General features: G+C 60.6%; 20 protein-coding genes and 1 tRNA gene. 12 read left to right on the top strand and 9 right to left on the bottom strand.

Annotation, left to right across the window (positions count from 1 at the left end):
- The first annotated feature begins 577 nt into the window (after positions 1 to 577).
- The 5 genes from FFS12_RS10880 to FFS12_RS10865 all read left to right on the top strand — a co-directional run bounded on the left by FFS12_RS10880 (position 578) and on the right by FFS12_RS10865 (position 6,322).
- Complete coding sequence (locus FFS12_RS10880; protein WP_137886845.1) at positions 578 to 1,783, top strand: acetyl-CoA C-acetyltransferase; 1,206 nt, start codon at positions 578 to 580, stop codon at positions 1,781 to 1,783.
- Positions 1,784 to 1,942: 159 nt separating this feature from the next.
- Positions 1,943 to 4,087 carry a 3-hydroxyacyl-CoA dehydrogenase NAD-binding domain-containing protein gene (locus FFS12_RS10875; RefSeq protein WP_137886844.1) on the top strand — a complete coding sequence of 715 codons (2,145 nt, stop codon included), beginning with the start codon at positions 1,943 to 1,945 and terminating at the stop codon, positions 4,085 to 4,087.
- A gap of 478 nt (positions 4,088 to 4,565) precedes the next feature.
- Positions 4,566 to 4,940 carry a hypothetical protein gene (locus FFS12_RS20385; RefSeq protein ID WP_178084018.1) on the top strand — a complete coding sequence of 125 codons (375 nt, stop codon included), beginning with the start codon at positions 4,566 to 4,568 and terminating at the stop codon, positions 4,938 to 4,940.
- Between the two features lie 21 nt (positions 4,941 to 4,961).
- Positions 4,962 to 5,312, top strand: a complete 351-nt coding sequence (locus FFS12_RS19995) for a hypothetical protein (RefSeq protein ID WP_178084017.1) — start codon at positions 4,962 to 4,964, stop codon at positions 5,310 to 5,312.
- Positions 5,313 to 5,593: 281 nt separating this feature from the next.
- Positions 5,594 to 6,322 carry an amidotransferase gene (locus FFS12_RS10865; protein ID WP_137886842.1) on the top strand — a complete coding sequence of 243 codons (729 nt, stop codon included), beginning with the start codon at positions 5,594 to 5,596 and terminating at the stop codon, positions 6,320 to 6,322.
- 64 nt (positions 6,323 to 6,386) lie between these two features.
- On the opposite strand, the gene corA is transcribed toward FFS12_RS10865, so the two are convergent.
- From corA to FFS12_RS10850, 3 genes are all read right to left on the bottom strand, one after another.
- Positions 6,387 to 7,358, bottom strand: coding sequence for a magnesium/cobalt transporter CorA (gene corA / locus FFS12_RS10860; protein ID WP_137886841.1), 972 nt, complete (start codon positions 7,356 to 7,358; stop codon positions 6,387 to 6,389).
- Positions 7,359 to 7,477: 119 nt separating this feature from the next.
- Positions 7,478 to 8,230 carry a 1-acylglycerol-3-phosphate O-acyltransferase gene (locus FFS12_RS10855; RefSeq protein ID WP_137886840.1) on the bottom strand — a complete coding sequence of 251 codons (753 nt, stop codon included), beginning with the start codon at positions 8,228 to 8,230 and terminating at the stop codon, positions 7,478 to 7,480.
- 154 nt (positions 8,231 to 8,384) lie between these two features.
- A complete protein-coding gene (locus tag FFS12_RS10850; RefSeq protein WP_137886839.1) occupies positions 8,385 to 9,074 on the bottom strand; it encodes a crotonase/enoyl-CoA hydratase family protein in 690 nt (229 codons plus the stop codon).
- A 281-nt stretch (positions 9,075 to 9,355) separates the two neighbouring features.
- On the opposite strand from FFS12_RS10850, the gene FFS12_RS10845 reads away from it, so the two are divergent.
- The 3 genes from FFS12_RS10845 (at position 9,356) to FFS12_RS10835 (ending at position 11,369) form a co-directional block, all read left to right on the top strand.
- Positions 9,356 to 9,445 (top strand) — tRNA-Ser (locus FFS12_RS10845).
- 162 nt (positions 9,446 to 9,607) lie between these two features.
- Positions 9,608 to 10,738 carry an elongation factor P maturation arginine rhamnosyltransferase EarP gene (gene earP / locus FFS12_RS10840; protein WP_137886838.1) on the top strand — a complete coding sequence of 377 codons (1,131 nt, stop codon included), beginning with the start codon at positions 9,608 to 9,610 and terminating at the stop codon, positions 10,736 to 10,738.
- Positions 10,739 to 10,787: 49 nt separating this feature from the next.
- The gene (locus FFS12_RS10835) at positions 10,788 to 11,369 is read left to right on the top strand and encodes an elongation factor P (RefSeq protein WP_137886837.1); all 582 of its coding nucleotides are present in this window, start codon (positions 10,788 to 10,790) and stop codon (positions 11,367 to 11,369) included.
- Positions 11,370 to 11,441: 72 nt separating this feature from the next.
- Here the strand turns inward: FFS12_RS10835 and FFS12_RS20470 are convergent, their stop codons facing one another.
- From FFS12_RS20470 to FFS12_RS10815, 4 genes are all read right to left on the bottom strand, one after another.
- Positions 11,442 to 11,645, bottom strand: a complete 204-nt coding sequence (locus tag FFS12_RS20470) for a hypothetical protein (protein WP_372239461.1) — start codon at positions 11,643 to 11,645, stop codon at positions 11,442 to 11,444.
- Positions 11,646 to 11,680: 35 nt separating this feature from the next.
- Positions 11,681 to 12,109 (bottom strand): organic hydroperoxide resistance protein, encoded by a 429-nt coding sequence (locus FFS12_RS10825; RefSeq protein ID WP_137886836.1) that lies wholly within the window; start codon positions 12,107 to 12,109, stop codon positions 11,681 to 11,683.
- A 146-nt stretch (positions 12,110 to 12,255) separates the two neighbouring features.
- Complete coding sequence (locus tag FFS12_RS10820) at positions 12,256 to 12,705, bottom strand: MarR family winged helix-turn-helix transcriptional regulator (protein ID WP_137886835.1); 450 nt, start codon at positions 12,703 to 12,705, stop codon at positions 12,256 to 12,258.
- A gap of 73 nt (positions 12,706 to 12,778) precedes the next feature.
- Positions 12,779 to 13,735, bottom strand: coding sequence for a LysR family transcriptional regulator (locus FFS12_RS10815; RefSeq protein ID WP_137886834.1), 957 nt, complete (start codon positions 13,733 to 13,735; stop codon positions 12,779 to 12,781).
- A 108-nt stretch (positions 13,736 to 13,843) separates the two neighbouring features.
- Between FFS12_RS10815 and FFS12_RS10810 the strand changes: the two genes are divergently transcribed.
- The gene (locus FFS12_RS10810; protein WP_137886833.1) at positions 13,844 to 14,596 is read left to right on the top strand and encodes a sulfite exporter TauE/SafE family protein; all 753 of its coding nucleotides are present in this window, start codon (positions 13,844 to 13,846) and stop codon (positions 14,594 to 14,596) included.
- Positions 14,597 to 14,767: 171 nt separating this feature from the next.
- On the opposite strand, the gene FFS12_RS10800 is transcribed toward FFS12_RS10810, so the two are convergent.
- Positions 14,768 to 15,622 (bottom strand): LysR substrate-binding domain-containing protein, encoded by an 855-nt coding sequence (locus FFS12_RS10800; RefSeq protein WP_119954932.1) that lies wholly within the window; start codon positions 15,620 to 15,622, stop codon positions 14,768 to 14,770.
- Positions 15,623 to 15,761: 139 nt separating this feature from the next.
- On the opposite strand from FFS12_RS10800, the gene FFS12_RS10795 reads away from it, so the two are divergent.
- The 3 genes from FFS12_RS10795 to FFS12_RS10785 all read left to right on the top strand — a co-directional run bounded on the left by FFS12_RS10795 (position 15,762) and on the right by FFS12_RS10785 (position 17,817).
- A complete protein-coding gene (locus FFS12_RS10795) occupies positions 15,762 to 15,995 on the top strand; it encodes a DUF1127 domain-containing protein (protein ID WP_137886962.1) in 234 nt (77 codons plus the stop codon).
- 63 nt (positions 15,996 to 16,058) lie between these two features.
- Entirely contained in the window at positions 16,059 to 16,571 is a 513-nt protein-coding gene (locus tag FFS12_RS10790; RefSeq protein ID WP_137886832.1) for a DUF3291 domain-containing protein, read from the top strand.
- Positions 16,572 to 16,596: 25 nt separating this feature from the next.
- The gene (locus FFS12_RS10785; protein WP_137886831.1) at positions 16,597 to 17,817 is read left to right on the top strand and encodes a winged helix-turn-helix domain-containing protein; all 1,221 of its coding nucleotides are present in this window, start codon (positions 16,597 to 16,599) and stop codon (positions 17,815 to 17,817) included.
- A 107-nt stretch (positions 17,818 to 17,924) separates the two neighbouring features.
- On the opposite strand, the gene FFS12_RS10780 is transcribed toward FFS12_RS10785, so the two are convergent.
- Positions 17,925 to 19,271, bottom strand: coding sequence for a class II 3-deoxy-7-phosphoheptulonate synthase (locus FFS12_RS10780; protein WP_137886830.1), 1,347 nt, complete (start codon positions 19,269 to 19,271; stop codon positions 17,925 to 17,927).
- Positions 19,272 to 19,441 lie beyond the last annotated feature (170 nt).

The raw sequence follows: 19,441 nt of genomic DNA, 5'->3' as shown, positions 1-19,441 counted from the left end.
GACTGGAAAGGCTGACGGTCAGCTGATCAGACGCGTTAGGTTGGGAAGAATCAAAATCACCGCGGTGGCAAACACAATCAAGCTGGCTTGCCGGATTTTTGGCTGTTTAAACATGGCCTTCTGCCTTTTGTTCTTGTTGGTGTGGCGCCGAGTACCCGCTCTCAAGGCTCGTCGGGTCACCGCGTCACGCCGAGGCGTGGACTCACAAATCGTTCCGGCAAAACCCGGCAACGACACCTAGCCCTTTCAACTCTAGGGGCCGCATCACACTTCGCTTAGATGACTTGGTATCAAGCAGCTTGCGGCTAGTAGCACTCAGTTATGCCAGTCAGCGCACAATGCTCGGGCAAGCCTTGCGCCAGACACATTTCTTTCATGCTGGCCAATGGCCGGGTGGCTATCGACCGTTCGTCTGAGCAAAGCGGTCAACGGCCCTGAGCATTTCGGTCATTGAGCGTGTCACCTCTAACGTTAAGGTGTACCGGCCAAACAAGAACAGGCGATTTCAGGTTTGCTGACGTGCAATCTGAGGTTTACGCCGCTACCTACACCTCCTAATTGGAGGACAGAGGACGCCATGACCGAAGCATTCATTTTCGACGCGGTGCGCACCCCCCGCGGCAAAGGCAAGAAGGATGGCGCGCTGCACAGCGTCAAACCCGTCAACTTGATCGCCGGCCTGCTCAAGGCCCTGGAAGAGCGTAACCAGCTCGATACCAGCCAGGTCGATGACATTGTCCTCGGCTGCGTAACCCCAGTGGGTGATCAAGGCGCCGACATCGCCAAGACCGCGCCGATGGTGGCTAACTGGGACGTGAGCGTTTCCGGCCTGCAGATCAACCGTTTCTGCGCCTCGGGCCTGGAAGCGATCAACCTCGGCGCGATGAAAATCCGTTCCGGTTTCGAAGACCTGGTAGTGGTCGGTGGCGTCGAGTCCATGTCCCGCGTGCCGATGGGCTCCGACGGCGGCGCCTGGGTCATGGACCCGGAAACCAACATCAGCAGCAACTTCGTGCCGCAGGGTATTGGCGCCGATCTGATCGCCACCCTCGAAGGCTTCAGCCGCACCGACGTCGATTCCTTCGCCCTGCGCTCGCAGCAGAAAGCCGCCCGTGCCAGCGCCGACGGCTCGTTCAAGAAATCGCTGATCCCGGTCACCGACCAGAACGGCATCGTCCTGCTCGACCACGACGAATTCATTCGTGGCGACTCGACCCTCGCCGGTTTGGGCGCGCTCAAGCCAAGTTTCGAGATGATGGGCCAGATGGGCTTCGACGCGACGGCCATCCGCCAGTACAGCCATGTCGAGCGCATCAACCACGTGCACACCCCAGGCAACAGCTCGGGCATCGTCGATGGCGCCGCGGCCATGCTGATCGGCTCTGCGGCCAAAGGTAAGGAACTGGGCCTCAAGCCGCGTGCGCGGATCGTCGCCACGGCGGTTACCAGCACCGACCCGACCATCATGCTCACCGGCCCGGCGCCGGCCACCCGCAAGGCGTTGGCCAAGGCCGGGCTGAGTGTGGACGACATCGACCTGTTCGAAGTGAACGAAGCCTTCGCCTCGGTGGTGATGAAGTTCATGAAAGACATGGGCGTGGCGGAAGACAAGGTCAACGTCAACGGCGGCTCCATCGCCATGGGCCACCCCCTCGGCGCCACCGGCTGCGCCATCGTCGGCACCCTGCTGGATGAGCTGGAGACGCGCAATCTGCGTTATGGCCTCGCCACGCTGTGCGTCGGTGGCGGTATGGGTATTGCCACGATTATTGAACGAATCTAAGGAGCTTTCAGTGGCTGCTGCGGGCTACGCGCACCATGCTGAAATCGTCCGGGAATGCTCATTTACAGTTGTAAACTCCGCTTCCCAGCCGATTTCCGCCTTGCCTGATCTTCGCTCGCGCCGCCCCTGAAGAGCTCCCCCACCTATGGGGTTATAAAAATGACTGACGCCATTCGCTACGAAAAAGGCCAGGACAATATCGTCGTCCTGACCATCGACATGCCCGGCCAGAGCGCCAATACCATGAACGCGGTCTACCACGAGGCCATGGGCAAAACCGTTGCGCGGCTGGAAGCCGAGAAGGACTCCATCGCCGGTGTAATCATCACCTCGGCGAAGAAAACCTTCTTCGCCGGCGGCGATTTGAACGAGTTGATCAAGGTCGGCAAAGCCGACGCCAACCACTTCTACCAGATGATCCTGCGCATCAAAGGCCAACTGCGCCGTCTGGAAACGCTCGGTAAGCCCGTGGTCGCCGCCATCAACGGCGCGGCTCTCGGCGGTGGCTGGGAAATCTGCCTGGCGTGCCATCAGCGGATCGCCCTGGATAACAGCAGCGTGCAGCTCGGCCTGCCGGAAGTCACCTTGGGTCTGTTGCCAGGTGGCGGCGGCGTGGTGCGGATGGTGCGCATCCTCGGCCTGGAAAAGGCGCTGCCCTACCTGCTTGAAGGCAAAAGAGTCCGGCCGCAGGATGCGCTGAAAGCCGGGCTGATCCACGACCTCGCCGCTAACGCCGACGAGATGCTGGCCAAGGCCCGCGCCTGGATCGCCGCCAACCCGACTGCCGTGCAACCCTGGGATGTCAAAGGCTACAAGATCCCCGGCGGCACACCGTCCAGCCCGAACGTGGCCCAGATGCTCGCCATCGCTCCGTCCGTGCTGCGGGACAAGACCAAAGGCTGCTTCCCGGCGCCGGAGAAGATCCTGTGCGCGGCTGTGGAGGGCGCCCAGGTCGACTTCGACACCGCGCAGATCATCGAGGCGCGTTACTTCACCGAGCTGACCACCGGCCAGGTGGCGAAGAACATGATCGGCACCTTCTGGTTCCAGCTCAATGAAATCAACGCCGGCGGCTCGCGCCCGAAAGGTCCGGCAGCCTATGTCACCCAGAAAGTCGGCGTGCTCGGCGCCGGCATGATGGGCGCGGGTATCGCCTACGTTTCGGCGCTTGCCGGTATCGACGTGGTGTTGAAAGACCTCTCCGCGGAAGCGGCCGAGAAGGGCAAGAATTACTCCGCTAAGTTGCTGGAGCAGAAAGTTGCCCGTGGCCAGATGAGCGCCGAGAAGCGTGACGGCATCCTCGCGCGGATCAAGGCGACCGACTCTGATGTGGATTTCGCCGGTTGCGATCTGATCATCGAAGCGGTGTTCGAAGACCGTGAGCTGAAAGCCAAGGTCACCGCCGCCGCCGAGCGCAATGCGCTGAGCGATGCGGTGATCGCGTCCAACACCTCGACCTTGCCGATCAGCGGCCTGGCCAAGGCGGTGCAGCGGCAGGACAAGTTCATCGGCCTGCACTTCTTCAGCCCGGTGGACAAGATGCCGCTGGTGGAAATCATCAAGGGCAAGCACACCAGCGAGGAAACCCTGGCGCGGGGCTTCGACTACGTGCTGCAGATCCAGAAGACGCCGATCGTCGTGACCGACAGCCGTGGCTTCTTCACCTCCCGCGTGTTCGGCACCTTCACCAACGAAGGTGTGGCCATGCTCGGTGAGGGGGTGAGTGCGGCGATGATCGAAACTGAAGCGCGCAAAGCCGGGATGCCGGTCGGCCCGCTGGCGATCGCCGATGAAGTCTCCATGAGCCTGATGACCCACATCCGCGCGCAGACCATCAAGGACTTGCAAGCGGAAGGCAAAACCATAGTGCAGCACCCGGCATTCAAGGTCATCGACCTGATGGTCAATGAGTTCAAACGCCCAGGCAAAGCGGCCAATGGCGGCTTCTACGATTACCCGGCGAACGGCAAGAAACAGCTCTGGCCGGAGCTGAAAGCCCGCTTCGAGAAGCCTGATGCGCAAATTCCGCAGATCGATGTGCGCGACCGCATCCTGTTCATCCAGGCCATCGAAACCGTGCGTTGCGTGGAAGAGGGCGTACTGCTCTCGACCGCCGACGCCAACATCGGCTCGGTCTTCGGCATCGGCTTTGCCGCCTGGACCGGCGGTGCGTTGCAGTTCATCAACCAATACGGCTTGCAGGACTTCGTCGCCCGGGCGCAGTACTTGGCCGAACAGTATGGCGAGCGCTTCGAGCCGCCGGCGCTGTTGCTGGAGAAGGCGACCAAGGGCGAGGTGTTTTGAGCGTCTGAGTGCTTGTGGTGATGGGCCTGAGTGGCAGGGATGCTGGCTCAGGTGATGTAAAAAGACCGGCTCCTTGTGAGCCGGTTTTGTCTTTATGGGGTGGCTGGCCTGCCCCATGAAGACGCCTTTGCGCAGGCCTCCCGCAAAGGGCGGTCGGCTGTTAAACGAACCGGTTAGGGCGAAGGTAGTTTGCGATTTTCTGCCGGACGGTCGGCCTGAAATCTGCTCGGACTCCCGGTCCTGCCGGCTCCGAGGCTCTGCGCCGCGGCTTTGCGCCTTTATTCGCGCAGCCCGGCCATTGGTCAGCCCAGGTCACGCCGCTGGTGGGAGCGTATAGGGTTTTGTTATGGGGACCTGATGTGGAGGTTAATCATGAAACTCAAGAAAAGCTTGTTGGCTGTTTCGATTTTTGCGGCGCTGTCCGCTTCGGGGTCACTGCTGCTCGATGGCCTGCCCGATTACTCAAGCGCATACGCCAGTGAAGGTGGTGGCAGTGGAGGCGGCGGTGGCAGCGGCAGTGGAGGCGGCGGTGGCGGTGGCAGTGGAGGCGGCGGTGGCAGCGGCAGTGGAGGCGGCGGTGGCAGTGGCAGTGGCAGCGGTGGCGGCCATGCAGGTGATGGCGGCGGAGACCATGGAGGCCCGGGACGCGGCGACGCTGACCATGGTGGTATTGCTGGGAACAGAGGCCCAGGCAATGCGCATGACAACGATGCTGCAGATGCAGCCAGGGACGCTGCCAGAGCTGATGCAGATGCAGCCAGAGACGCTGCCAGAGCTGATGCAGATGCAGCCAGAGATGCGGCCAGAGCTGATGCAGATGCAGCCAGAGACGCTGCCAAAGCGGCTGGCGTAGAGGGCGCAGATGCAGCCAGAGATGCTGCTAGAGCTGCTGCAGATGCAGCCAGGGACGCTGCCAAAGATGAGGCAGATGCAGCCAGAGACGCTGCCAGAGCTGCCGCAGATGCAGCCAGAGACGCTGCCAAAGATGCTGCAGATGACCCCGATGTTGCCGATGAACCGGATGATCCAGATGAACCGGATGATCCTGATGTTGCCGATGAACCGGATGATCCAGATGAACCGGATGATCCCGATGTTGCCGATGAACCCGATGCTCCGGATGAACCCGATGTTGATGTTGCCGAAGTTGACGATGACTAGTCGGGTGACGATCCTGCCCAGCACACCGGCAGGTAAACCAGAGGACGACAAGAGCGGGGTTTAGTGCCTGAGTCCGAAACGCGAAAGCGAAAGCCCGGCTTTATGCCGGGCTTTGCCTATGTGGGACGCTAGGGTGGCTTACCCTAGGCCTTGTGTGTCGCTGTTGAGTTCTATTGACGCTGGTCGTTCGGCAGTCCGCTTCGGCGCAAGCCGTCGCGCCAGTTCGCGGGAACGCAGCTGTCTGAAAAACCCGATGGGCGCTGCCCGGAGGTTTTTTTGTGGAGCTCTGTGTGTTAAAAATAACGCACACAAACCGCACCGCCCCCATCGTTTCAGGAATCCCCCATGGCGCTACGCATCTGCATTCTGGAAACAGACTTTCTCCGCCCGGAACTGGTTGACCAATACCAAGGCTACGGGCGGATGTTCGAGCAGCTGTTTGCTCAGCAGCCAATAGCGGCCACTTTCACTGTGTACAACGTGGTGGAAGGCAATTACCCGGCGGATGACGAGCGTTATGACGCCTATTTGGTGACCGGCAGCAAGGCCGATTCCTTTGGCACCGATCCGTGGATTCAAACGCTTAGGACCTACCTGCTGGAGCGTTACGAGCGCGGCGATAAATTGCTCGGCATCTGCTTTGGCCATCAACTGCTGGCGCTGTTGCTCGGCGGTAAAAGTGAGCGTGCGCACCAAGGCTGGGGCCTCGGCACCCACCGCTATCAGGTGGCGGAACAGCCAGCCTGGATGAGCCCGGCGATGGACGAGTTGACCTTGCTGATCAGCCATCAGGATCAGGTCACGGTGTTGCCGGAAAACGCGACGGTGATCGCTTCCAGTGAGTTCTGCCCGATTGCGGCGTACTGCATCGATGATCAGGTGCTGTGCTTCCAGGGCCATCCGGAGTTCATCCATGACTACTCCAAGGCGTTGTTGGAGATTCGTCAGCAGCACCTGGGCGAGCAGATTTACCAGCAAGCTATCGCCAGCCTGCAGCACGACCATCAGGGCACCACGGTGGCGGAATGGATGATGCGCTTCGTTGCGCAGAGTCGGACCGCTGAGTCGGCTTAAGCCGCCTGTCGTTCTGCACGAAAAAGCCCGGCTAGCTGCCGGGCTTTTCTATTCGGGCGCCGGGCTACAGCCAGCCCATTCTCTTGAAGTTGGCATACAAACCCACACAACCAACCGCGATGATGCCGAGAATGCCGTAGTAGCCGTATTGCCAGCTCAGCTCCGGCATATTGTTGAAGTTCATCCCGTAAACCCCTGCGATGGCGGTGGGGAAGGCCAGGATCGCGGCCCAGGCGGCGAATTTGCGTTGTACGATGCTTTGCCGGGATGACTGCAGCAGCAGGCCGATCTCGATCGCGTGATCGGCCATTTCCCGCAGCCCGGTCAGGTCTTCCAGCGAGCGCTTGACGTGGGTCGAGACGTCGCGGAAGTACGGCCGCATCTGTTTTTCTATAAATGGGAAGTCCAGCTGTTGCAGTTCCTGGCAAATCTCCTGCATGGGCGCGATGTAGCGACGTATCCGCAGCAAGTTGCGGCGCATGCCTTGGATTTGCTCGACATTGGCCTGGGTGATCGGATTATTCAGGACGTTCTGCTCGAGCTCTTCCAGTTCATCGTTGATTTGTTCCATCAGCGGCCGGTAATTCTCGATAACGAAGCTGAGCAGCGCATACAGCACGAAGTCTTCACCGTGCTCGAGCATCAGCGGCTGGGCTTCGCAGCGTCGGCGTACGTGGGCGTAGGAGGGCGATTCTCCGTAGCGGGCGCTGATGACGTAACCCTTGCCGGCAAACAACTGGGTCTCGATGAACTGCAACTCGCCGTCTTCGAGGATGGGCGAGTAGAGCACCATAAACAGCGCATCGCCGAAGGTTTCCAGTTTGGGTCGAGTGTGCTGCATCAGCGCGTCGTCGATGGCCAGCTCGTGCAGGTTGAACTGCTTTTGCAGGTTGAGCAGTTCTTCGGTCGTGGGGTCATGCAGGCCAATCCAGACGAAGTGGCCAGGCTTTGTGGCCCAGCTGATGCCTTCGTCGAGAGCAATATCGGTGACTTTCTTGCCTTTGGCGTAAACCACAGCTGCAACGACGTGACCCATGTTGGTATCCATTCTCTCCAGTTGAAGATGGCGGGCGAGGCCCATTGGCAGCTTACCTCAGCCGGCGGGAATGTCTTGCCTGTTAGCGCATGGCCTCGCTAGAGCTTGGGCTTTGCCGATCACTGGAGCGCGTGCTTGGCTGTCCCTGTCCAGGTGGCAGCGATCTGCTGATCCAGCTCATAGATAGATTGCTGCATCTGCGTGCGGCACTGTTCGATCAAGGCCGGAATCTCCTCGAGGGTCAATCCCGCAGTGGGAATAGCGGGTAGGGCGCGAATCATGATCTCGCCGCTGCTCCAGCGATTCAGCTGCATGTGCGTGCTGTAAGTGCTGACGCATACCGGAATGATCGGCACCCCAGCGGCGATGGCCATCTGAAAAGCGCCTTTCTTGAACGGCAGCAAACCTTTGCCAAGGTTGCGCGTACCTTCCGGGAAAACCCAGATCGAGGTGTCTTTATGCTGCAGGGTGTCGGTGGTGGTGAGCATCGCCTGTTTGGCTTTGCGGGCATTGCCACGGTCGATCAGCACATTACCGGCGAGCCAGTAGAGCTGGCCGAAGAAGGGCACCCATTTGAGGCTTTTCTTGCCGATGCTGACGGTACGCCTGGGCACCACGCTGCCCAGCACGAACAGGTCAAAGTTGGATTGGTGGTTAGCGATGATCACGCAGCCGTGTGGATGATCGCGCAGCGCTTGGCTGTCGGTCTGCAGGCGTAGACGCAAGATCCGCAGCGCTGGCCAAGAGTAGAGGCGGGCGCAGAGGCGGCTGTTGTCCGGATTAAACGGGCGGCACAGGCCAAGCAGAATGCCGAGGACGCCGGCCAGGATAAAATGCAGGGCCATAAGCAGCATGCGTAGAAGAAAAAGCATGGATACGCCCGTCTGAACAAAGGGCGCGCAGTGTACGGATGCGCACTATTTTCGGCAATCGACGGCGATCAGAGGTGGATCGCGAGCTTTCTCGGGATTTAAATCGAATAAAAAGCCCGGCACTTGGCCGGGCTTCTAGCCCAAGGCGGGCGTCTTAGATGAGCTGCTGTTGGTCCAGCTCGATGGCCCGGTCCAGGGTTTCCAGCAGCGCTTTGCGCACTTTCAGCTTGGTGTTCTTGTGCGCCGTCATGTTGATCTTCTTCAACTGCTGGGCGGCGGCAATCGCGCTTGCCATCAGTTGCTCGGCCGGCACCACCTTATCCAGGAAGCCGGCGTCGACGGCGCCTTGCGGGTCGAACATCTCGCCATTGATGACCGAGCGGTGGAAAGCCGATTTGCGCAGGCGGTCGCGGGCCAGCTCGATGCCGACGTGATGCATGGTCATGCCGATCTGCACTTCATTCAGACCAATGCTGAACGGGCCTTCGACGCCGATGCGGTAGTCCGCCGAGAGCAGGATAAACGCGCCCTTGGCCACCGCATGGCCGCCGCAGGCGACGATGATCGGGAACGGGTGAGCCAGCATCCGGCGCGCCAGAGTGGAGCCGGCAGCCACCAGATTGACCGCGTTCTGCGGCCCGGAGGTCATCACTTTGAGGTCGTAACCGCCAGAGAGAATGCCCGGCTGGCCAGTGATGATCACTATCGCTTTGTCCTGCTCGGCACGATCCAGCGCGGCATTGAAGGCTGCGATCACGTCGGGGGAGATGGCGTTGACCTTGCCATTGCTCAGGGCCAGGGTGGCAATGCCGTCTTCGAGTTGGTAGCTGATCAGGTCGCTCATGGCGGGAATCCTTGCTGAGGCATGTACTGAAAGGTGGGCAGACGTTACCGACCCGTCCAGCCAAGGTAAAGCGCTGTGGCTGACTGGCCAGTCAGCCACAGCGCAGCGGGCGTGGTGCTACTGTTCGGCAACCAGTGTTTCGCGGTGCAGACTCAGCCAGCCCTGGTTGGGATCAGTATTTAGCTTAAGCGCATGAATCTCCTGTAAAAAACTTTTGCCTTTAGCGGGCTGTTCGGCTAGATTAGCGCGCCTCGACGGACCTGACAGTCTGTCGAGACTTCGGTGAGGTGTCCGAGAGGCTTAAGGAGCACGCCTGGAAAGTGTGTATACGAGAAATCGTATCGAGGGTTCGAATCCCTCCTTCACCGCCATATAGAAATACGCAAAAGCCCGGCCATGTGCCGGGTTTTTGCGTTTCTGCATTCGGCGTTGCTGGTTGGCAGGATGAGCCATCCGGATCAAGGCAACTCAAGCTCTTCTCCAATGACCGCCAACCCCTTAAGGTTCCTCCTATCCCTTCATCGGAGCCCGGCATGAAAGCCACCTGGGACATCTTCTGCAGCGTTGTCGATAACTACGGCGATATTGGCGTGACCTGGCGCTTGGCCCGGCAGTTGGTAGCCGAGCAGGGGCAAGCCGTGCGGCTGTGGGTGGATGATCTGCAGGCTTTCGTCCGGCTCTGTCCGCAAGCCGACGCCAGCGCAGCGTGTCAGTGGCAGCAGGGGGTAGAGATTTGCCTGTGGTCTAAGCAGTGGCAGCCAGTCGAGCCAGCGCAGGTGGTGATCGGAGCTTTTGCCTGCCACTTACCCGCAGCCTATATCGCCGCCATGGCGGCGAAGCCGAAAGTGGTGTGGCTGAATCTGGAATACCTCAGCGCCGAGGATTGGGTGGCTGGTTGTCACGGCTTGCCTTCGTTGCAGTCGGGTGGGTTGCAGAAGTTCTTCTTTTTTCCAGGCTTTGGCACCGACACGGGGGGCTTACTGCGTGAGCGTGATCTGCTGGCGCGACGTCAGGCGTTTCAAGCCGATGCGGCAGCGCGGGTAGCTTTTTTGCGCTCATTGGGCGTGCAACCACTGCCCGGTGCGCGGTTGATCTCGCTGTTTGCCTACGAGAATCCTGGGCTGGCCAGTTGGCTGGATGCCCTGTGCAGGGACGTCCAGCCCACTCAGCTGCTGGTGCCGGAGGGGCGGATCCTGGCGGATCTTGAGCGCTGGCTGGGCGTGCAGGGCTTAAAGGCAGGCGATAGCCAGACGCGCGGAACCTTGAGTGTCCACGTGCTGCCGTTCGTCCAGCAGGATGATTACGACCGTTTGTTGTGGAGCTGCGATTTCAATGCCGTGCGCGGTGAAGACTCTTTCGTCCGGGCGCAATGGGCCGGGCGCCCGCTGCTCTGGCACATTTACCAGCAGGATGAAGATGTCCATCTGGACAAGCTCGAAGCCTTTCTTGCGCTCTATACCGTGGGTTTGTCGCCTGCCGCGAGTGCTGCGCTGAGTGGTCTGTGGCGGGCCTGGAATGCGGGCGAAGGAATGGCTGAAAGCTGGCAGGCGTTGTTGCAGGAGTGGCCGGAGGTGGCCGAACATGCCGAGAAATGGTGTCTGGGGCAGGCCTCCCAGCCTGACCTTGCAGCGGCTCTGGTGCAGTTTTACCTAAATTGGATATGATATGTGGCCTAGATTTTTGTAAATCTCCATCCAAATTCGGATATTCGTAATGAAAACTGGAAAAGAACTGAAACCCGGTACCGTGATCCGTATCGACAACGATCCTTGGCTGGTTCAGAAAGCTGAATTCACCAAGTCCGGTCGTAACAGCGCGATCATGAAGACCAAGCTGAAAAACCTGCTGACCGGTTACAAGACCGAAACCGTTTACGGCGCAGACGACAAACTGGACGACGTGATCCTCGACCGTAAAGAAGCGACCCTGTCCTTCATCAGCGGCGACACCTACACGTTCATGGACACCACCGACTACACCATGTACGAGCTCAATGCCGAAGACTTGGAAGCGGTAATGCCTTTCATCGAAGAAGGCATGAACGATATCTGCGAAGCCGTGTTCTTCGAAGGCCGACTGGTGTCCGTCGATCTGCCGACTACCATCGTCCGTCAGGTTGACTACACCGAAGGTTCCGCTCGCGGCGACACTTCGGGCAAGGTGATGAAGCCGGCCAAACTGAAGAACGGTACCGAAATGAGCGTTGCCGATTTCGTGGAAATCGGTGACTGGATCGAAATCGATACCCGCGAAGGTGGCTCCTATAAAGGGCGCACCAAGGCTCCACAGGCCTGAGCCTTGGCTTAAGTTGCGAGCATAAAAAAGCCCGACCAGCGAGTCGGGCTTTTTTATGGGCGATGGTTTATTTCAGGTGTTTTTCAGCTCTTGGCTGGCTTGCAGCAGGGCCGAGCGAACTGCTGGAACTGTGCTGACCACTGCGGCCATGTTGCCGCCGACGCTGTTGCCAGCCACGGCCAGGCGTGAGCCGTCGACGTTGCCCGCCGCGAAAGCGCTGCTGATGGAGAGGGCAAGAGCGCTACCGGTCAGAACGTCGCTAAACGATTTCATCATCGAACTTCTCGTGTCCGGGGTGGCTGGGTCACGTTTTAAACGGTGACGTTCAGGCTGACTTGGATGTTGCCGCGGGTGGCGTTGGAGTAGGGGCATACCTGGTGGGCTGCGGCTACCAATGCGTCTGCGTCGGCTTGCTCCAGACCCGGCAGGCTGATGTTCAATTCGACTTCGAGGCCGAAACCGCCCGGGATCTGGCCGATGCCGACCTTGCCGGTGATCGAGGTGTCGTTCGGCAGTTGGCGTTTGCCCTGGCTGGCGACGAACTTCAAGGCGCCGATAAAGCAGGCCGAGTAGCCGGCCGCGAACAGTTGCTCGGGGTTGGTGGCTTCGCCGCCTTGGCCGCCGAGTTCACGCGGGGTGGTCAGCTTGACGTCGAGGAAACCGTCAGAGGAAACCGCGCGGCCGTCACGGCCTCCGGTTGCAGTAGCGGTAGCGGTGTAAAGGGCTTTGATGGTTTGCATGGGGGTATCTCCAAATTATGTTTGTTAGCTAAATGTTTGCGCGCTAAATAATTGAGCGAGGCAGAAGTTAGTGCTAATTCACTTTGCGCGCAAGATAATTAATGGAGAGATTTTCGATAAGCCTTACGGCTTTTTGGAATAAGGCTCTAAACGGCCTTCTGCAGGCTGCTGCGCAAGCTGACCAGGTCTTTCGTGAGGGCTTTCAGTTGCTCGATTGACTGTTCGGTGGCCTTGAGGATGCAGGTCGGTACGGCTTGGGCTTGTTGTTGCAGCGCACGGCCCTTGTCCGTCAGGCGCAGTTCCACTACACGCTCGTCGACACTGCTGCGGGTGCGGGTCAGTAGACCTTCGCCTTCCAGGCGCTTGAGCAGCGGGGTGACCGAGCCGGGATCGGTGAGCAGGCGCTGGCTGAGTTCACCGACGGTGATGCCGTCACCTTCCCATAGCACCAGCATCGCCAGGTATTGCGGGTAGGTCAGGTTGAGCTCTTGGAGCAGAGGTTTGTAGGCCTTGGTCATCATCAAGGACGTGGAATAGAGGGCAAAGCACAGTTGGTTGTCGAGCAGCAGCTGTGCGCAAGGGGCGGGGTGGTCCATAAAAGCCTCCATCAGGTGATGCGGCTAAAGTTAGCGCGCTTAACTTTCGTTCGCCATGTTTTTAGTGCTGTTCTTAGCTACGGCCCAGGCCGCTCTGGAGCGCCAGATCCCAAGGCGGCACCGGGCCGAAGCGGGTTTTCAGAAACTCCAGCAGCAAGCGGCTGCGTGAGCTGGTTTTGCTGTCCAGGCGCAAGGCATAGATGCCGCTGGGCTCCGGCGGTGGTAGGCCATTTTCGCAAAACAACGGCACAAGCTCGCCGCGCAGCAGGTATTCGCTGATCAGCCAGGTTGGCAGATGGGCGATGCCGAGGCCTGCCAGCACACCGAAGACCAGCGTTTCGGCATTGTTGGCGGTCATCCGCAGGCGCTGCGGGCGAAAAACCTGGATCCGCCCGTCCTGTTCGAAACGCCAGGCGTGGGGCGGCGCCAGCGCATCCCAATCCAGGCCATCGTGCTCGACGAGTTCACTCGGATTGCGCGGCACCCCGCGCCGTTTGAGGTATTCAGGGCTGACACAGACCACCCGTACCAGCGGCGCCAAGGGGGTGGCGACCAGGCGGGTGTCGGCCAGCGGACCGATGCGCAGCACCAGATCGACTTCACCGAGATGCTCGCCGTGCAGGTCGACGAAGCTGTCGATCAGCCGCAGCTGTACATCCAGGCCTGGGTAGGCGAGCAGGAACTCGGCAATCGCCGGTGCCAGGTGACGGCGGCCGAACGGCGAGGGGGCGTCGATGCGGATCAAGCCTTCCGGCGCGCTGCTCAGGGATACCGCCTCGGCGCGTGCCAGGCGCAACTCGGCCAGCACGCGTTTGGCCCGCTCCGCAAATGCCAGGCCGGCGGGCGTGGCGCGCACGGCGTGGGTGCTGCGGCTAAACAGGCGGCTGCCCAGCGAGCGTTCCAGGGCATCGATCCGGCGTGCCACTGCCGACGGGGTCAAGGGATGGCGGCGCGCGGCGGCGGAAAAACTACCGCTTTCCAGTACGTCGAGAAACAGGCTGAGTTGGTCGGTCAGGGCATCTGGATTCATGGCGGTACTTTTGCCTGTGCGGTTAGCGCATAGGTATTGTGCGTGGCTGTGCTTTTCCATGCTAGCGGCCACTGCGTACCCTAGGCAGCTTGAGAATTGGAGTTGCCGATGAGCCCGATCGACTTGTTGATAAATTTAGTCCTGGGCCTGGCGCTAGGCACCGTGGGTGGGCTTTTCGGCATCGGCGGTGGTCTGATCGCCATTCCGGCGCTTGGCATACTCTTTGGTCTCGATCAACAGTTGGCTCAGGGCACGGCACTGGTGATGGTGGTGCCCAATGTGCTGCTGGCATTGTGGCGCTATCACCAGCACAACCGCATCGACTTGCGCTATGCCTTGGCGCTGGGGCTCTCCGGCTTCTTCTGTGCCTGGCTGGCTTCGACCTATGCGGTGAGCCTGGATGCCGGGAGCATGCGCATGGCGTTCGTCGGTTTCCTGTTGGCGCTGAGCGTCTACAACCTGAGTCGGCTGTTTATCCGGCCGACTCCGCCGAGCAGCGAGTTGCGTTATCCCTGGCCTTGGTTTGGCCTGTTGGGCAGTTGCTCCGGGGTGCTTGGCGGCCTGTTCGGTGTCGGGGGCGCGGTGCTGGCCACACCGGTCTTGACCAGCGTGTTCGGCACCACTCAGGTCGTGGCCCAGGGCCTTTCACTGGCGCTGGCAGCACCGAGTACGGCGGTCACCTTGCTGGCCTACGGGCTGCACGGCCATGTGGCCTGGGCCATGGGAGTCCCCTTGGCAGTGGGCGGCTTGCTCAGTATCAGTTGGGGTGTAAAGCTGGCCCATGTCCTACCCGAGCGGGTGCTGCGCTCGCTGTTCTGTGGCTTTCTGGTGCTTTGTGCAGTGTCGCTGGCGCTGCGGTAGATAACTCTGGCTGAACGGCGTTTGGCTTTAGCAGGCCGTTGAAAAATGTAGGCGAGGCAGCCGAGACAAGGCAAAAACGGCCGAAAAAGCGCAGTTTACGTGTTGTAAATGAGCATTTTGAGGCCGTTTTTAACGCCGTATCGGCAACGTAGGTAGTTTTTCAACGGCCTGTTAGAGACGAAAACCCTCGGCAATATGCTCGGCCAGGCATTCGGTCACCGGTGATTGGGTGCGAGTGTTGCGCAGCAGAACGATGCTGGACATAGGCAGCTCCGGCAGGTTTTCGGCTTTGCCGAGGATGCGCAGGTCAGGAGTGATCAGGCTTTGCAACTGCGCGGTCACGGCCAGGCCGGCGCTAACCACCGCCATGATCGCCGATAGGCTGGGGCTGGTGTAGGCAACGCGATAGTCACGCTCCATGGCATCCAGCGCGTTGCAGGCCCAGGTGCGGCAGAAGCAATCGCTGTTGAACATGGCCAGCGGCAACGGCGTTTGTTCATGGGGGCTGAAACCCTGTGCCTCGGCCCAGACGAAGCGCTCCTGGCGCAGCAGTTGGCCGATCTCATCGCCCGGCATGCGCGTGACAATCGACAGGTCGAGATCCTGGCGTTGCAAGAGCTGCGAGGAAGACTCGCAGTGCACTTCCACCTGCACCATCGGATAGGCCTGGGCGAAGCGCGAGAGAATCCCCGGCAGAAAGCGCATCACATAGTCATCCGGCGTGCCGATGCGCACCGAGCCGACCATGTGTGGCTCGCGCAAGGTATTGATGACCTCGCCGTGCAGCTTGAGGATGCGTCGGGCATAGCCGAGGAGCACTTGGCCTTCGGCGGTCAGGCGAACCTGACGTCCATCGCGCTCGAACAGTGAGCGCTGCACCACGTCTTCCTCGAGGCGTTTCATCTGCATGCTGACCGCCGATTGCGTGCGGTTGACCGCTTCGGCCGCGCGGGTAAAGCCGCCCAAATCGGCAATCGCGACGAAAGTGCGCAATAGCTCGCTGTCGATGCCTGGATAGCTGCTCATCTCATCAATCTCCAAGATGGGTTGCATAAGAAACATTCGTTGGATTGATCTTAGTCCCGGCCGGACACTTACGCCATCCCCAAGCGCAGCAGGCAGTCGCGCAACCCTTGGGGAGCAGAGCCGAACGGAGGGATTGATGATGAAAGGTCAAAAAGGTTATGCCATCGCCGCTGCACTGCCCAAGTCTCATTTTAGTCTCGGGCGGTTGTTGAGCCGGGTTTGGCTGCAAGTGCAGCGCTGGCATCAGTTAGCCGCACAGCGTCGTCAGTTGGCGAGTTTGAGTGACGCAGCGCTTAAGGATCTTGGCTTCAGTCGGGCTGATGTGATGGGGGAAAGCGAGCGGCCGTTCTGGGATGATCCGCTCAAGCGCTGAATGCGCTAAAACAAACAAGTGAGCAGCGGTTAACGCAAGATGCTGGTAATCAAGGAAGGATAAATGAGTCAGAAATACCAACTCGCTCAGGTCAACATTGCTCGGGCCAAAGCCCCTCTCGACGATCCGCTGATGAGGGGCTTTGTGGAGCAGCTGGAGCCGATTAATCGCTTGGCAGAAAACAGCCCGGGGTTTGTCTGGCGCTTGCAGACCGAAGAGGGCGATGCGACCGCGATCAAGCTGTTCGACGATGAGCGGATTATCGTCAATATGTCGGTGTGGGAGACGTTCGAAGCGCTCAAGGATTATGTGTATGGCGGCGAGCATTTGGCGCTGTTAAGAAATAAGAAGAGCTGGATGGAGAAGCTCGACTCTCCCTCCTTGGTGTTGTGGTGGGTGCCGCAAGGGCATATCCCATCCCCCGAGTCGGCTAAGCTGGCGCTGGCAGCGCTGCAGGAAAATGGCCCATCACCGGCAGCATTTATCTTCACTAAGCCTTATCCTGCACCGCATCCATCTGACTCGCCGGCTGCGTCCGAGCAGAGCTTTCAATCCACCGCCTTCGAGGTCGATTGAGCGCTCAGCTGGCAGGAGTGACTCGATGTCCGCCACGATTTCCCTGTCCTTGAGTGAAGCCCGTCGTCTGGCTCTAAATGCCCAGGGCTTCGCTGGGCGGGTTACGTCTGCAGCGGTCAAACCACAGCGGCTCAATCAGATGATCGAGCGCCTGGGTGTGCTGCAGATCGACTCGGTTAACGCCTTGGTGCGTTCGCATTACCTGCCGCTGTTTTCCCGCCTGGGCAACTACTCCGCAGAACTGCTGGAGCAGGCGGCCTGGAGCAGTGGGCGGCGGCGCACCTTGTTCGAGTATTGGGGGCATGAAGCCTCGTTGTTGCCGCAGTCGGTCTATCCGTTGCTGCGCTGGCGCATGCGCCGTGCGGCCCAAGGTGAAGGTATCTACGGCCAGTTGGCGCGCTTTGGGCGTGAGCAGCAAAGCGTGATTCGGCGGGTGCTGCAGGCCGTACGCGAGCAGGGCGCCCTGGGCGCCGGTGCGCTGACGACGCGCGAGGAGCGGGCCGGACCGTGGTGGGACTGGAGCGCCGAAAAGCATGCGCTGGAATGGTTATTTGCCGCAGGGGAAGTGACGGTGGCCGGGCGCCGTGGCTTCGAGCGTCTCTATGACCTGCCGGAGCGCGTGCTGCCGAGTGCCGTGCTGGAACATCCCGAGCTGGATGAAGCCGAGGCGCAACGCCAATTGTTGCTGCGCTCAGCCACGGCGCTGGGGGTTGCCACGGAAAAGGATCTGCGCGATTACTACCGCCTGGAGGCTGCCGACAGCCAGGCGCGGCTGGTTGAGTTAGTCGAGGCCGGTGAATTGCTGCCGGTACAGGTGCAAGGCTGGCGGCAGCCGGCTTACTGCCTGGGCGAGCTAAAAATCCCGCGTAGGGTCGGCGCCACTGCATTGCTGTCACCGTTCGATTCGCTGATCTGGGAGCGGGCGCGTACCGAGCGGCTGTTCGCTTTTCGTTATCGTCTGGAGCTCTACACCCCGCAGCACAAACGGGTCTATGGCTACTACGTGCTGCCGTTTCTGCACGACGAACGCCTGGCCGCGCGGGTCGACCTGCGTGCCGAGCGGGCCCATGGCCGCTTGGCGGTGCATGCCGTGCATGAGGAAGAAAGGGGTTTGGACGATGAGGGTATGGCGGCGTTGTCGCTGAACCTACGCCAACTGGCGGATTGGCTCGGGCTGGCGGCTATCCAGCTGAACTGCAAAAGCGCCAGCGCGGCTCGGTTAAAGGCCGCACTGGCGTCTTTGTAAGAGGCGTTATCGAGCAGCAGCGTAGGGTGGCTGACGCTTTCCCCATCCGCCGCCGGCTACGAAGCCCGGCGGTGGAAAAGGCCTGCGGTCATTTCACCCGACATTCTTTAGCGCCGTACCTGCTTCAGCGTCTCGGCAATCAGGAAGGCCAATTCCAGCGACTGGTCGGCATTCATCCGTGGGTCGCAATGGGTGTGGTAGCGATCCGACAGAGCATCCTCGGTAATCGGGCGGGCGCCGCCGATGCACTCGGTGACGTTCTGCCCGGTCATCTCGATATGGATGCCGCCGGGGTAGCTGCCCTCGGCCTGGTGCACGGCGAAGAATTGCTTGACCTCGGCGAGGATCTGCTCGAAGTCGCGGGTCTTGTAGCCGCTGGAGGCCTTGATGGTGTTGCCGTGCATCGGGTCGGAACTCCACAGCACCTGGCAACCTTCACGCTGCACGGTCTGGATCAGGCGTGGCAGGCCGGCTTCGACCTTGTCCGCGCCCATTCGTACTATCAGGTTGAGGCGGCCGGGGTCGTTGTCCGGGTTGAGGATGTCGATCAGGCGGATCAGCTCTTCGCTGTCCATGCTCGGGCCGACTTTCACCCCGATCGGGTTGCCGACGCCGCGCAGGAACTCGACGTGGGCGCCATCCAGTTGGCGGGTGCGATCGCCGATCCAGAGCATATGCGCGGAGCAGCCGTAGTAGCCGCCGGTCAGACTGTCGCGACGGACGAAGGCCTCTTCGTAGTTCAGCAGCAGGGCTTCGTGGGCGGTGAAGAAGCTGGTTTCGCGCAGTTGCGGCGAGGTGTCCATGCCGCAGGCGCGCATAAAGGCCAGGGTCTCGTCGATGCGGTCGGCCAGATGGCTGTACTTCTCGGCCAGCGCCGAGTTGGCGATGAAGTCGAGGTTCCACTGATGTACCTGATGCAGGTCGGCAAAGCCGCCCTGGGCAAAGGCGCGCAGCAGGTTCAGGGTGGCGGTGGCCTGGTGGTAGGCCTGCAACAGGCGCTCCGGATCCGGCACGCGGCTCTTCTCGTCGAAGCCAATGCCGTTGACTATGTCGCCGCGATAAGCCGGCAGGGTCACGCCGCCGATGGTTTCATCGTTGGCCGAGCGCGGCTTGGCGAACTGGCCGGCCATGCGCCCGACTTTCACCACCGGGCAGCCGGCGGCGAAGGTCATGACGATCGCCATCTGCAGCAGAACCTTGAAGGTGTCGCGGATTTTCGCCGCGGAGAACTCGGCAAAGCTCTCGGCGCAGTCGCCCCCTTGCAGCAGGAAGGCGCGGCCCTGGGTGACCTCGGCAAACTGGCGGCGCAGTTCGCGGGCTTCGCCGGCGAATACCAACGGCGGATAACCGGCCAGCGTCTGCTCGACCTGTGCCAGGTGCGCGGCGTCGGGGTATTGGGGTTGCTGCTGGATCGGTTTGGCTCTCCAGCTTTCGGGGCTCCAGGCTTGGCTCATCACGGACTCGATACGGCTGCTTTTCTAGGAACTTGCATGGTAACAGCTCGCCTCGGCGCTGCCAGCCGATGGCGGCCATAGGCTGGCTATTAATGGCCTACCTAGGGGAACCCCGAGAGTGTTTTTGTTCTGTCGTTGCAGCAGTGTGGCGCCGGTTTTTTCCGTTGGCG

The organism is Pseudomonas sp. 2FE (assembly GCF_005503735.1).
GTDB lineage: Bacteria > Pseudomonadota > Gammaproteobacteria > Pseudomonadales > Pseudomonadaceae > Aquipseudomonas.
This window is presented reverse-complemented; position numbering and strand designations above follow the sequence as displayed.